At 60.1% G+C, this 12,966-nt stretch carries 14 protein-coding genes and 1 pseudogene; 10 read left to right on the forward strand and 5 right to left on the reverse strand.

Annotation, left to right across the window (positions count from 1 at the left end):
• The first annotated feature begins 96 nt into the window (after positions 1–96).
• The 7 genes and pseudogenes from HMPREF3130_RS01525 (at position 97) to arfB (ending at position 5,991) form a co-directional block, all read left to right on the forward strand.
• On the forward strand, positions 97–639 hold the full coding sequence (locus HMPREF3130_RS01525) for a DUF488 domain-containing protein (RefSeq protein ID WP_049171224.1): 543 nt from the start codon (positions 97–99) through the stop codon (positions 637–639).
• Between the two features lie 361 nt (positions 640–1,000).
• Positions 1,001–2,067: pseudogene (locus HMPREF3130_RS01530) on the forward strand (LLM class flavin-dependent oxidoreductase).
• Between the two features lie 82 nt (positions 2,068–2,149).
• Positions 2,150–2,509 carry a Cd(II)/Pb(II)-sensing metalloregulatory transcriptional regulator CmtR gene (locus HMPREF3130_RS01535; protein ID WP_012359887.1) on the forward strand — a complete coding sequence of 120 codons (360 nt, stop codon included), beginning with the start codon at positions 2,150–2,152 and terminating at the stop codon, positions 2,507–2,509.
• A complete protein-coding gene (locus HMPREF3130_RS01540) occupies positions 2,506–4,398 on the forward strand; it encodes a heavy metal translocating P-type ATPase (RefSeq protein ID WP_049189368.1) in 1,893 nt (630 codons plus the stop codon). The genes HMPREF3130_RS01535 and HMPREF3130_RS01540 overlap by 4 nt, the downstream gene beginning before the upstream one ends.
• A 205-nt stretch (positions 4,399–4,603) precedes the next feature.
• Positions 4,604–4,768, forward strand: coding sequence for a hypothetical protein (locus HMPREF3130_RS11305; protein WP_160310014.1), 165 nt, complete (start codon positions 4,604–4,606; stop codon positions 4,766–4,768).
• A gap of 16 nt (positions 4,769–4,784) precedes the next feature.
• On the forward strand, positions 4,785–5,516 hold the full coding sequence (locus HMPREF3130_RS01545) for a putative glycolipid-binding domain-containing protein (protein ID WP_224783733.1): 732 nt from the start codon (positions 4,785–4,787) through the stop codon (positions 5,514–5,516).
• Between the two features lie 31 nt (positions 5,517–5,547).
• On the forward strand, positions 5,548–5,991 hold the full coding sequence (gene arfB, locus HMPREF3130_RS01550; protein WP_010187974.1) for an alternative ribosome rescue aminoacyl-tRNA hydrolase ArfB: 444 nt from the start codon (positions 5,548–5,550) through the stop codon (positions 5,989–5,991).
• 54 nt (positions 5,992–6,045) lie between these two features.
• Here the strand turns inward: arfB and HMPREF3130_RS01555 are convergent, their stop codons facing one another.
• Together HMPREF3130_RS01555 and HMPREF3130_RS01560 are read right to left on the reverse strand one after the other, a co-directional pair.
• Positions 6,046–6,306, reverse strand: a complete 261-nt coding sequence (locus HMPREF3130_RS01555; protein ID WP_049189394.1) for a HigA family addiction module antitoxin — start codon at positions 6,304–6,306, stop codon at positions 6,046–6,048.
• 34 nt (positions 6,307–6,340) lie between these two features.
• Positions 6,341–6,622, reverse strand: coding sequence for a type II toxin-antitoxin system RelE/ParE family toxin (locus HMPREF3130_RS01560; protein WP_049189367.1), 282 nt, complete (start codon positions 6,620–6,622; stop codon positions 6,341–6,343).
• Between the two features lie 287 nt (positions 6,623–6,909).
• Between HMPREF3130_RS01560 and HMPREF3130_RS11395 the strand changes: the two genes are divergently transcribed.
• On the forward strand, positions 6,910–7,233 hold the full coding sequence (locus HMPREF3130_RS11395; RefSeq protein WP_049189366.1) for a type IIL restriction-modification enzyme MmeI: 324 nt from the start codon (positions 6,910–6,912) through the stop codon (positions 7,231–7,233).
• A 219-nt stretch (positions 7,234–7,452) separates the two neighbouring features.
• On the opposite strand, the gene erm is transcribed toward HMPREF3130_RS11395, so the two are convergent.
• The 3 genes from erm to ychF all read right to left on the reverse strand — a co-directional run bounded on the left by erm (position 7,453) and on the right by ychF (position 10,056).
• The gene (erm, locus tag HMPREF3130_RS01570; RefSeq protein ID WP_070429178.1) at positions 7,453–8,307 is read right to left on the reverse strand and encodes a 23S ribosomal RNA methyltransferase Erm; all 855 of its coding nucleotides are present in this window, start codon (positions 8,305–8,307) and stop codon (positions 7,453–7,455) included.
• A gap of 153 nt (positions 8,308–8,460) precedes the next feature.
• Positions 8,461–8,904 carry a recombinase family protein gene (locus HMPREF3130_RS11445; protein WP_223845690.1) on the reverse strand — a complete coding sequence of 148 codons (444 nt, stop codon included), beginning with the start codon at positions 8,902–8,904 and terminating at the stop codon, positions 8,461–8,463.
• Between the two features lie 72 nt (positions 8,905–8,976).
• Positions 8,977–10,056 carry a redox-regulated ATPase YchF gene (gene ychF / locus HMPREF3130_RS01575; RefSeq protein ID WP_049189393.1) on the reverse strand — a complete coding sequence of 360 codons (1,080 nt, stop codon included), beginning with the start codon at positions 10,054–10,056 and terminating at the stop codon, positions 8,977–8,979.
• A gap of 94 nt (positions 10,057–10,150) precedes the next feature.
• Here ychF and HMPREF3130_RS01580 point away from each other — a divergent pair, with 94 nt between their 5' ends.
• A complete protein-coding gene (locus tag HMPREF3130_RS01580) occupies positions 10,151–11,701 on the forward strand; it encodes an AI-2E family transporter (RefSeq protein WP_016423168.1) in 1,551 nt (516 codons plus the stop codon).
• An 80-nt stretch (positions 11,702–11,781) separates the two neighbouring features.
• A complete protein-coding gene (locus HMPREF3130_RS01585; protein ID WP_070429179.1) occupies positions 11,782–12,936 on the forward strand; it encodes a DUF6542 domain-containing protein in 1,155 nt (384 codons plus the stop codon).
• The last annotated feature ends 30 nt before the right edge of the window (positions 12,937–12,966 follow it).

The following is a 12,966-nucleotide window of genomic DNA, read 5'->3' on the forward strand; positions in this document are numbered from 1 at the left end:
CGTTGCACTTAAACTCCACGACGTGTCGTTGCAAAGTCACCTTCTCATTCGTGAAGCCGATGTGGGTGTAACCGCTTGGCGCGTAGCATTGGCGACATGCGCATTTTCACCGTGGGCCACTCCAACCTCGAGTTCGAGGACTTCGCTGAAATGATCAAAGCTGCCGGTGTGGCATCCATCGTGGATGTGCGCAAGCTGCCCGGATCCAGGAAGTACCCGTGGTTCAACGGCGACTACCTTGCCGAACACCTTCCTACATGTGGCATCACTTACAGCAGAAGCGAGGGCCTCACCGGGCGGCGCAACGTGTCCCACTCGGTGCCGTTTGAGGTTAACGGCAACTGGCGTAACCGCAGCTTCCACAATTACGCCGACCATGCGCTGGGCGAGGAGTTCTCCGACGCAATCTCGCAGCTACGGGCGAACGCCGCGGAAACCCCCACCGCAATCATGTGCGCCGAGGCGGTGTGGTGGCGCTGCCACCGGCGTATCATCGCCGACCACCTCATCGCCCACGGTGACGAGGTTGGCCACATTATGGGTCTGGGTGCAGCCGGGGCGAAGGTGAGCGAGGCAACGCTCAACGACGGCGCAGTCATCGGCAACGATCTCCTCGTGCGCTACCCCGAGCGGGGCTAGCGCGTACACCAGAGGCCAGTGGGTGCGGAAACTCGGACTACGACCCAGTGAGCCACGGCATCCTCCTCGGCCTGACCTAAGGCGCGACTTACGCCTTGTATTCATGGAGCGCCCACCACCTTATGAGCAGCAGCATCGGAGGCACACCAGCGGATAGCACGCTCAAACGAGCTTTAGGTTAGGAAATCTGAACCGCGCAATCTAAGAAGAGCACCGGCAACCCCGGTAGTGTGCCCCAAAGCGTCGAATCGAAAAACGTACTACCGACTTGCCACGGCCCTAGACGTCGAGCTTGAACTCCACGGCATCTCGTTGCAAAGTTACCCCCTCTCGTTAACACCATCAAAAGGAGTGTTATCCAATGAAAGCGTTCGGCTTCTTAAGCTTCGGGCATTACGCCTTCGGCAGCTAGCGCGGGCCATCTGCAGAAAAGATCGCCAAGACTCATCTGGAGATCACCCAGGCTGCGGACGAAATCGGCGTGAACAACGCGTCCTTTCGTGTCCACCACTTCGCGCCGCAGGCCTCCGCCCCGATGCCGCTGCTGGGTGCTGTCGCGGCCACTACCAAACACATCGAGGTGGGCACCGGTGTCATCGACATGCGCTATGAAAACCCGCTCTACCTCGCCGAAGAGGCCGCGTCGCTGTACCAAATTTCCGGTGGCCGCGTGGCCCTGGGCATCTCGCGCGGCGCCCCCGAGGTGGCTGACCGCGGCTGGGAGGCCTTCGGCTACTGGGGTAAAGCGCCCAACGGCGCGGACGTGGCGCGAGCCCACCTCGAGGCGTTCATGGCTGCAGTGGACGGCAACGGATTCGCCACCGCCGCACCGCTGGACCGGCAGTACCCCAACATATTCCAACCCGGCTCCGCCCTGCCGGTCTTCCCCATGGCGCCCGAGCTGCGTAAGCATATTTTCTACGGCTCCGGCACCCACGCTTCTGCCGAGCAAACCGCCAAGGACGGGCTCAACCTGATGTCCTCCACCCTGGTCTCCGAGACCACCGCCGAGACTCTGGGCGAAATCCAGGCGGATCAGATCAGCCGCTATCGCGCCGCGTGGAAGAAGGCGGGCCACGATTGGACGCCGCGCGTGTCGGTGTCCCGCTCTATCTTCCCCATCGTCGACGGCGCGGACATGCAGTTGTTCGGCATGCAGGCCTCCGGCTCCGATCAGGTGGGCATGCTTCCCGACGTCGGCGCCTCCACCTTCGGCCGCACCTATGCCGCCGAGCCGGACAAACTCATTGAGCAGCTCAAAGCCGACGCCGCCGTCATGTCCGCCGACACCCTGCTCATCACCATCCCCACCGGGATGGCGTCGACGTCAACGTGAAGATCTTGGACAACTTCGCCACGCATGTCGCCCCCGCGTTGGGTTGGCAGCCGAATCACGAAGGCCCAGTTACCGGCTATCTCATCGACTAATTCCTGCAGTTCGCAAGCTCTTCGCTTCAATGTCAGTTCAGTGCGTGTTGAATAGTTCAGTAATTGCTGTATAGTTCAGTATATGCTGACTATTGCTTCACGCCTCGACGTCATGAACCGGCTCGGCCGGGCCATGGCGGATCCGACGCGCTCCAGAATCCTGATCACCCTACTCGACGGCCCGAGCTACCCGGCCGTGCTTTCGCGCGACCTGGACCTGACCCGCTCGAACGTCTCGAACCACCTGACCTGCTTGCGTGACTGCGGCATCGTCGTCGCCGAGCCGGAGGGCCGCAAGACACGCTACGAAATCGCCGATCCGCACCTCGCGACAGCGCTCAACGCACTAGTGAACGCGACGTTGGCTGTCGACGAAAACGCCCCGTGCATCGACCCTGAGTGCTCGGTGCCCGGCTGCGACGGAAAAGGAGCGGACGCATGAGTTCAGCATGTGGATGCGAACACGAACCAGCCACGGAGATCGAAGATCTCGATCGGCCATGGTGGAAGGACCCCGAGTTGCTACTGCCGATCTTCTCCGGCGTAGCCCTCTGCATAGGTCTGGCGCTGGACTGGTCCGGACTAGAGACACCCGCGACAGTTCTGTTCTGGATCGGCCTGCTGCTAGGGGCGTATACGTTCACGCCCGGCGCTATCCGGAACCTTGCCACGAAGCGCAAGCTCGGCATTGGTTTGCTGATGACGATCAGCGCGGTCGGCGCGGTAATCCTCGGTTACGTCGGAGAGGCGGCGGCGCTAGCGTTCCTGTACTCGATCGCCGAGGCACTGGAAGACAAGGCGATGGACCGGGCCCAGGGCGGACTGCGGGCACTGTTGAAATTGGTACCGCAGACCGCGACGGTGCTGCGCGACGGTACGACGGTCGAGGTCGCAGCGAAGGATCTCGTGGCTGGCGAGCTGATGCTCGTGCGCCCCGGAGAGCGGATCGCCACGGACGGCATCATTCGGTCTGGGCGCTCCAGCCTTGACACCTCAGCGATCACCGGAGAATCCATTCCGGAGGAGGTTGCGCCCGGCGACGAGGTGCCCGCGGGAGCAATCAACTCCGCCGGCGTGCTGGAGGTCGAGACGACCGCAGCTGGAACGGACAACTCGCTGACCACACTCGTGGACCTGGTCGAGCAGGCGCAGGCGGAAAAGGGCGACCGCGCCCGGATCGCCGACCGGATTGCCCAACCCCTAGTGCCCGGGGTGATGATCCTGGCGGTGCTGGTCGGCGTGATTGGCTCGCTGCTGGGCGACCCCGAGACGTGGATCACCCGCGCGTTGGTGGTCCTGGTCGCAGCATCGCCGTGTGCGCTGGCAATCTCGGTGCCGCTGACGGTCGTGGCCGCGATCGGCGCGGCCAGCCAGTTCGGCGTGGTCATCAAATCCGGCGCGGCGTTCGAGCGACTCGGCGGCATCCGCCACCTGGCGGTGGACAAGACCGGAACCCTTACCCGCAACCAGCCCGAGGTTACCGACGTGGTCCCGGCAGACGGATTCGATCGGGCTCAGGTGCTTGCTTTCGCGGCGGCAGTTGAGCAGCAATCGACGCACCCCCTCGCCGCTGCGATCGCGGCAGCGGGGCCCGAAGCGCCCGCTGCCTTGGACATCAGCGAGGAAGCCGGGCATGGCATCGGCGGCACCGTCGAAGGTCGACGGGTACTTGTGGGCAGTCCCCGGTGGATCGACGCCGGGCCACTGAAGGCAGACGTTGAGCGCATGGAGTCCGAGGGCCAGACCTGCGTCCTTGTCACCGTCGATGACGCTCTCGCCGGGGCGATCGGGGTCCGCGACGAGCTGCGGCCCGAGGTACCCGAAGCTGTGCAGACCCTGCACGCCAACGGCGTGGAAGTGAGCATGCTCACCGGCGATAACGCTCGCACCGCCCGGGCTCTGGCTGAAATCGCCCGAATCGACGATGTGCGCGCTGAGCTGCGCCCGGAGGACAAGGCAAGCATCGTCGCCGAGCTCTCCTCCAAGACGCCGACGGCGATGATTGGCGACGGCATCAACGACGCTCCTGCGCTGGCGGGCGCGACGGTGGGCATAGCAATGGGAGCGACCGGCTCTGATGCCGCAATCGAGTCCGCTGACGTCGCCTTCACCGGCCACGACCTCCGGTTGATCCCGCAGGCGCTGCAGCACGCCCGTCGAGGCAGCAGGATTATTAACCAGAACATCGTGCTGTCTCTGGCCATCATCATCGTGTTGATGCCGCTGGCGATCAGCGGCGTGCTGGGTCTGGCCGCCGTCGTATTGGTTCACGAGGTCGCTGAAGTTATCGTGATCTTGAACGGCCTGCGGGCTGCGCGAGCGAAGCGCTGAGGCGCACCTTCGCCCAGCGCGCTGGCTCTCCAGCGCGGATCTTTGAAGGATCGAGCTGCTCAGGGACCAAGCGTCGTCTCAAAACTTTTGATGCCGCGCTTCATCGACACGACCCGCGACTACCTAGGCAGCGTATTTAGCAAAAGGACCCGACACCTATCAGGGTTGCCGAACCGTCGCCGGTCCAGTTGCCGTAACCAACTAGATGGAGATTCTTCACCGCGGTTTCGCGGTCGCGCATGAGGTGGCGGAATGGGCCGAGGGCCGGACGGAAACCAGTGCACCAGATCAGATGGTCGTGGTCGAGCTCGCTCAAACTATCGAAGATGGGGGCAGCGGTGAGCTGGCCGGAATCGCGGAGCTCACGTAGATGAGGAAGCGCGAGAATGTCCCCGAGGTTCGGGCCGGAATCGCCACCGAGAATCCGGCGGCGGCTGCCCGCGTTAAACGTTGAATTTGAACTCGACCGAGTTTCAGTCGAAAGCTACCTGCCTTTTCGCACCATCAAGCGTGGTAAAATCCTCACCATGGAGCGCACGTATAAGTGGGAGCATGTCAAGACTCCCCTCATCCGGAACGAGGCCGCAGTTCATTTTTTAGGAGCCGGTTTGACCGCTTCCGGAGTGCAATACGGCGATGGATACAAGGCCACGTGGGAGCTGCGCGCCGCGGAGAACTGGGTGACCGAACGTGTGTCGGTGAACGTTGAAGGCGACGGATGGGGGCGAAGCCTCGAGCTGTTTAGGTCCGAGCAAGGCGTGTGGTCGGCGGAAACCAATGAAGAGGGCGCCCAGCCTGAAGATCTGCCCTCCCCCGGTATCGTCCAGTCAGCCGACCTGAAAGCCGCACTCGATTGCGATCTCGGTCTGTGCCCTCTCACCAACACAATGCCTATTCGTCGCTTGACGCTGCTTGAGACTCAGGTCCCGAAAACGCAGCTGATCATGGCTTGGATTGATATACCGTCCCTCCAGGTGATCGCATCAGACCAGTACTACAGCTCCGTCGATGCTGAAACTGTCCGATACAAAAGCGGAACACGGGGAGTCGACGTCGAGTTGGAGGTCGACGGTGACGGCGTGGTCGTACACTACCCTGATCTCGCACGGCGGGTCTGATCCGGAAACAACTCTAACTAAGCTGGGCGGTATGAACGACCTGACCATCGCGCCTGGCCCAGGGATCCCCGGGGGTCTGGTCATCGTCGCCGCCGACCTGACGGAGCGGTTCGCGAAGTCGTCGGGACCAGGCGGCCAAGGCGTCAATACTACGGACAGCAAAGTGCAGCTTTCCGTCGATATCGCTACGTGCTCATCGCTTTCCGACGCCCAGCGTCGCCGCGTCCTCCACAACCACGAGCACCGCCTAGACGGCACCGTCCTTACCGTTACCGCATCGACCCAGCGATTGCAGGTACGCAACCGCGCCGAGGCACGCGAACGCATGGCCGCCCTCTTGCGCGAGGCGCTCGCTCCGCCTCCTCCCCCGCGGCGCAGGACCAAGCCGACGCGGAGCTCGGTGCGACGCCGTCTCGAAGCGAAAAAGCGGCGCTCGGAACTCAAGTCCACGCGACGGCGGCCCCAAATTCCCTAGTTCGAACCATCCGCATGCATATCCTCACGCTGACGGACCTGGTTCGGGTAACCGCTACGCTGAGACAGCTTGGACCGGTTGAATCCGCTCGATTTCCGAGAGGATCTTGTCTTCCGCAACGTCCAAGTCATATTGAGTCTGTAACCCGAGCCAGAACTGGGGGCTCATTCCGAAGAACTTAGCCAAGCGAAGAGCAGTGTCCGCGGTTACAGCCCGCTTACCGTGAACAATTTCGTTGATCCGGCGGGGCGGAACGCCGATGGAGACTGCGAGCTTGTGCTGGGTGATCCCCATTTCCTTGAGAAAGTCCTCCATGAGGATCTCACCGGGGTGAACCGGAGGGAGCTTGTCAGTGGTAGTCAACGATCTCAACCTCCTCTGGCCCCGCGGCGGACCAACGAAAACAGATCCGCCACTGGTCGTTGATTCGAATGCTGAACTGACCCCGCCGATCACCTTTCAACGCCTCGAGCCGGTTTCCCGGGGGAATCCGTAACTCATCAAGAGTCTGCGTGTACCCAAGCTGGCGAAGCTTGCGCAGCGCTACTGAGTGAATGCGGGAATCGATCGAGCGAACTCGCTCTCGATTCCACAAACGCTCAGTGTCCTTGTCAGCGAACGACTGGATCATGCTTCACCCTATCCCCCATAACGCGAAGCGTCAATAACGCTACACGTTAAATTTGAACTCCACGGAGTGTCGGCGATAAATAACCATTTTATTCGCAAGTGCGGAAGTAGCAACGAAATACCGCTAAAACGGACAACATGGGGGTGCACAGAAATACATATAGGTTCTGCGGAAAACCTATAGGGATCGTCGCTATAAACCGCTGTGCGTGGAAAACATAAAGGGTTTACGGACCCGGTCCCAGCCCCCTCAATACTCTGAGCCGGGAGAATGGAAAATGGAAGTCGATGTATCCCCACTATTCATTTTTCCGTTCTTCGGAGTACACCGGGAGCTACTCCTTCGGACCAGCTCCGTGTGAACTAGATGAGAAAGCGCAGCAGCGAATCATCGACGCTGGACAGTTGGTACTGCGGGCCCGCGAGCGGCACCCCGAGGGGTCACTCGCGGAGCACTACAACCCGTTAGCGATGGACCAAACTCTGCTCAAGGCTCACGACGAAATGGACCGAGAAGTAAATAAAGCTTTCGGTGTGGCACGCAAACTCACCAACGAGCGCCAGCGCCAGGAGCTACTGTTCGCCAGCTACGGGGAGTTGTCGAGGGGCTAATCTCCTCGCTTCCATCAAAATCGAAACCACCAGCAGGGTCGTTCCCCGTGCGGGTAATTTTGATCGGCCCCGCTGCTGGGTATAGAACCCTGTCGCCGGCAACGCCGGGAACTATGACTGTGCCCGACGAGAACACGTCACTGTCATAACCCGGCTCACGGTAGACCAGCACTGGTCGTCCACTACTACTGGTGGATTTCGGTTTGGGTGGCGGGGAGATTAACGCCGCCGGCCTCGTTTTTTGCGTTGAGGAGGGCGTTGACTACTTCCCGATTGTGAAATTGGCCGATGGTGCGATGGAGAGGAACCAGTCACCTGAAAGAGATCGATCCAGTCGCTGGTGCGCAATCTGGGGGGTAGGGTTGCGGGGTCGATTCCTCGCGAGCGCAACCATGATTGTGTATCTGAACGTGATGAAAACAACCCTGCCCTTCGGAGAATTTCCCCTATCCCGCGTCCCCGGGCGGTGAAAACGGTGTGCACCATAGCCTGAAAGGCTTTGCGTTGCTCTATCGGGATCTTCGGGTCACCCACCCGGCGGATCACTAAGATCCCCCCGTCAACGTTAGGCTGTGGACGGAAAGCAGACCTTGGTACTCGGGAACCAAGGTGAAACGTGAACCATGGGGACCACTGAGCCGTCATCATCGTGCTTGCGCCTACCCCGGCCCGGCGGCGAGCGACTTCCCACTGCATGAGGAGTACAGCGTCAGTCCATGCCGGCGCATGCAACAACTTTCGAAGAATGGCAGTGGTGAGGTGAAAGGGAATGTTTCCCACAATGACGCAGGGAGTGGCGGGTAACGGGAAGTTAAGGAAATCATCATGGACCACTTCGACCGACGCCGAGGCGGTCTTTTTTGTGAGTTTGGCAGCTAGTTTTGCGTCTACCTCAACTGCCGTTATTGCCCTCCCCAAGCGGGATATCGGGTGAGTGAGGGCACCGCTTCCCGGCCCGATCTCGATGATGGGGCCGGTGGTTTGTTTTACAAGATCGACGATGGTGTTGATGATCTTTTGGTCTGTGAGAAAATTTTGGCCATGTTCGTGACGGCCGTATCCGTATGTAGACATCAGGTGTGCTCCGTGGAGTTGAAACGGAGCCGGGCATGGCAAATGGCCGCCCGGCTAAAGGACCGGAGCGGTTTTTGACCCGCGGGAGGGAGAAAACCGCCTTAGCGGTTGGTGAGCGGCCGCATGAAAACGGAACCTGAAATCAACATGGTTCTATCGTATCCAATTAATTTCGCAGGGTGCAATACGGTGAGAAAGAAGACAACCGCACCGCAACAGTGCAAGACCTCTCTGGATTGGAATTTGTCCTACCTTCGGGGCGTCATACAGACGCCACTGGCGTATTTTGTCTCTGGGCAACGAGGGGGAGTTACCCCCACCTCCGAATGTTTTTAAGGTGCACCCCTGATTACGCTGGGGTGCGGGAGTAATTCTGTCCGACCGATCGGACTGTCCAGCGAGGTCCCAGCAGATGATCGCGTCGATTTCGCCGCGTTCGAGGGATGCCACCATGGCGTCGTAGTTGGGGCGAGCCACATTCTTCTTTGACGCGGAAATGGACTGATCGACGTCGTTATGTCCTATGTCCAACGTGCAAGCCACGCTGCTTTGCAATGACTTCACAGTCCTGAGGCTGCAGGTCGATGGTGCGGCCATCCACGTCAGCGTCTCGTGAGATACGACGGCAAATAGGAGCGCGTGTTGTCAAACGCTATTAATAAGGCCTAGCTACACATTGAACTTAAATTCAACCACGTCGCCGTCGTGCATGATGTAGTCCTTGCCCTCCTGGCGGACCTTCCCCTTAGCCTTTGCCTCGGCAATCGAACCGGCCTCGACCAGATCACTGAAGGACACAATTTCAGCCTTAATGAAGCCACGCTCAAAGTCAGTGTGAATCACGCCGGCAGCCTGCGGGGCCGTAGCACCCTTCGGAATGGTCCAGGCGCGAGACTCCTTCGGGCCAGCGGTCAGGTAAGTCTGCAGACCAAGAGTGCGGAAACCAGCGCGAGCAAGCGAATGCAGACCCGGCTCGGTCTGGCCAATTTCAGCCAGGAGCTCATTGCGGGATTCCTCATCCAGCTCCAGAAGGTCCGACTCAGCCTTGGCGTCGAGGAACACACAGTCTGCCGGTTCCACAGCAGCGGCTAGATCCGCGCGGCGGTCCTCGTCGGCAAGCACTTCCTCGTCAGCATTGAAGACGTAGAGGAACGGCTTTGCGGTGAGCAAGTGCAGCTCGCGCAGAGCGGAGAGCTTCACATCATCGGAAGCAGCGAAGAGAGTGCGCCCCTCTTCCAGCACGGCCAGAGCCTGCTTGACGGCTTCAACCTCGCCGACCTTTTCCTTATCCTTCTTGGCTTCCTTTTCCAGACGCGGCAGCGCCTTCTCAATAGTCTGGATATCAGCCAGGATAAGCTCGGTTTCAATCACACCGATGTCAGAGGCCGGGTCAACCTTGCCGTCGACATGCACAACGTCATCATCATTGAAGACACGGACGACCTGACAGATAGCGTCAGCCTCGCGGATGTTGGCGAGGAACTTGTTACCAAGACCTTCGCCCTCCGATGCACCCTTGACGATGCCGGCGATGTCCACAAACGACACCGTAGCCGGAAGAATACGCTCGGAGCCGTAAATTTCGGCGAGCTTATTCAAACGGGGATCGGGAAGCTCCACAACGCCGACGTTCGGCTCGATGGTGGCGAACGGATAATTCGCAGCCAGCACATCGTTGCGTGTCAAGGCGTTAAACAGGGTTGACTTTCCGACATTGGGCAGACCGACGATTCCAAGTGTAAGACTCACATTGCTCATCTTACGGGCTCGGGGAGAAAGATTTGAACTCGCCCTAACTTCGTGAAGTTGCCCCCTATCCCCTCCGAACCCCCATAATGAATACGTGAGCAATAAACCCAATGAAGGCGAAGAGTGGACTGCGCAGTCCGAAAAAGACGCTATCGATCACGTAATGGGATCGGAGCCTCTGCGTATAGAACAGTCTCTGTCTATCCCCTCCGACGCCCATAAGTCAGCGGCAACGCAACCGGATCTGCCGGAAGATGCTGAAAACCTCGATGAGCTTATGAGCGAAAACGACGCCGAATCCATCGACCGCGCCGACGTCATTGGCGAGGGTGCCCGGTGGTTCGCAGGTTGGTGCCTGCGTTTCCTCATCACCGCAGCGGCGCTGTACGTCAGCGCTATGATTCTGGGAAAGATTTGGGCTGGCGTTCTGCCGATTCTGTTGGCCCTGATTGTCTCCACGGTGCTGGCTCCGCCCGCCGTGTTCCTGATGAAACACCGCTGGCCCCGCGCACTCTCCGCACTGACGGTCATCCTAGGCGCGCTGGCGCTGCTTGGCGGCGTCGTCGCGTTCCTCGCACCGACTGTGCAGTCGCAGTTCCCCGAATTGCGTCGCCAGTTCACAGATGGCATTCAAGAAGTCCAGAACATCATTCAGGCCCCGCCATTTAACGTCAAGGATGAACAAATCCTCGACGCTCTGGACCAGGGTTCCCAATGGCTCCAGGAGCGCTCCGGCGATATCGCCAACACAGTCTTCCAAGGCATCTCGGTGGTCTCTTCGGTCGCCGTAACCTTGATGGCAATGCTGGTGCTGACGTTCTTCTTCATCAAGGACGGCCAGGACTTCCTGCCATGGCTCCGCCGCCTGACCGGACGTCGCCTCGGCTGGCATCTCACGGAGGTACTCACCCGCTCCTGGAACACGCTGTCGGGCTACATCCGCACGCAGGCTATCGTTTCGCTTATCGACGCGGTCTTCATCGGTGCCGGTCTTGCGATTTTGAATGTGCCGCTGGCAATGGTCCTGGCCGTGGTGACTTTCTTCGCTGGCTTCATTCCTATTGTCGGCGCGTTCACCGCCGGCTTCATTGCGGTGGTTGTCGCACTTGTTGCCAACGGCCTGACCACAGCAATCTTTGTCTTGCTCATCATCATTGCCGTCCAGCAGATTGAGGGCAACATCCTCTCGCCGATTCTGCAGTCCAAGGCTATGGACCTGCACGCCGCAATCGTCCTGTTGGTGGTTCTGCTCGGTGGCGGTATCTTCGGCATCATCGGCGCTTTCCTGGCTGTGCCAGTCACTGCAGTCGTCGCGGTCTGGTTCCGCTACCTCGGCGACCTCACGGATTTGCGAACGGGTGACAAGACCGCAAAGGACATCGAGTTCGCCACGGATGCCGGATCAATCTCCGGCATTCAGATTGAAGCTGCCGGCCGTGCGATGCGCGACCGACTGGCTTCGTTCCGTCTGGGCAGTGATGACTCCGACAGCTCCGCGGAGAGCGCTGTGAAGGCAGATGCTCGCACCGCCGGTAAAGTTTCCCCCGATGCTGGTCCGACCAAGCAGGAAGAGGGAGCGATGACCAAGGCCTTCCACAAGGTCACTGAAGTCGTCTCCGGGCCTTTCTCTAAGAAAAACAAGTAGGGCGAGATTCCAAGACACGGGCAGGCTCTTATACCGGGCTTGCCCGTTTTTATCACTAATAACCGGTAGGATACGCATTCGTGTCGAACAGATCAGCAATAACCCGTAAAGGCAGTGGGAACAAACCCCTGCTTCCACGCGTGCCAATGTTTGTGCCGCCGTTGCTGATGCTTCTGGCCGGCGTTTTTGGTTTGCTCTTTTCTGTTCCCAACGGTTCGCTTGGCAAGCCCTACTTCATTGCTTTTGCCGTGGCTGCTGTGGCCGGAACACTGTTGGTGGTTCCTCGCGGTCTGGTAGTTACCGTCGCTCAAATCCCTATTTTGTTCGCGCTTGTCACCTTTTTCACAGCGTGGTTTACCGGTTCTCTCGCCGATCCCGAAAATGGTGGCGCGACCGCGACGACCTCTAAACGCGCTCGCCTGGTGACCTCCGCATATCCCATCATCCAGCAGTTCCCGTGGCTGCTGATCTTGATGATTATCTGTGTCATCATCGCAGTGTGGCGTTACCTCGAAATCACCCGCACCCAGGAGAAATCCCTCAACACCCAGCGCAAGGCCGCTAAACAACGCCAGCACCGTGACGAAGCCGCTGTCGAATCCAGCTCTCAGGTTCGCCGTCGTCTCGCCGAATCTGATCGCCGCGTAGCTTCTCGCTCTCAGGAACGCCCTGCTTCACGACGTCCCGCTGCGGACATTATCCGAGATGCCGAAGCTCGCCGCCAGGCGCGCCAGCAGGCTGCACGCTCTCGGCAGGAGACTTCTCGTTCTGGTGCCCGACCGGCAGCGAGCGCCAGCTCGGCATCGCGCAACGCCGAGCAACTGCGTGAGCGACCAGTTGACCGCTCTGGGGAGCGCGCCCAGCAGCGCTCGAATTTCGCCCAGCGGGCCCAGCAGCCAACATCCCGTTGGCAGTCTCGCCCGCATCCGGGCCAGGCGCAGTTCACTCAGGATTCCACTTCGCCAAACTCGACCAGACAGCAGCCTCGTCGTCCGATTGAACGGCCAAACGCACCGCAGCGGCCAACGCAGGAGTTTCCCCGTCGTCAAGCGGCAGGAACGGCACGGATGTGGGGAGAACGGTCTTCGCCGGAGTCTCGGTCCGAAAAGCCTCAACAGAGCCCCGCACGCCCGGGGAGCAACCACCGTCGCACCGAGGAGTGGCCACCGCGACAGCAGCGCCCTCGCCAGGAGCGCATAACCGGGCGCGATACCAGGTCTCGTTACCGCAAGTAGCTCGGACTTGCACCTTACCGTCACAGTTGC

This window comes from Corynebacterium sp. HMSC14B06 (assembly GCF_001807075.1).
GTDB lineage: Bacteria > Actinomycetota > Actinomycetes > Mycobacteriales > Mycobacteriaceae > Corynebacterium > Corynebacterium jeikeium_D.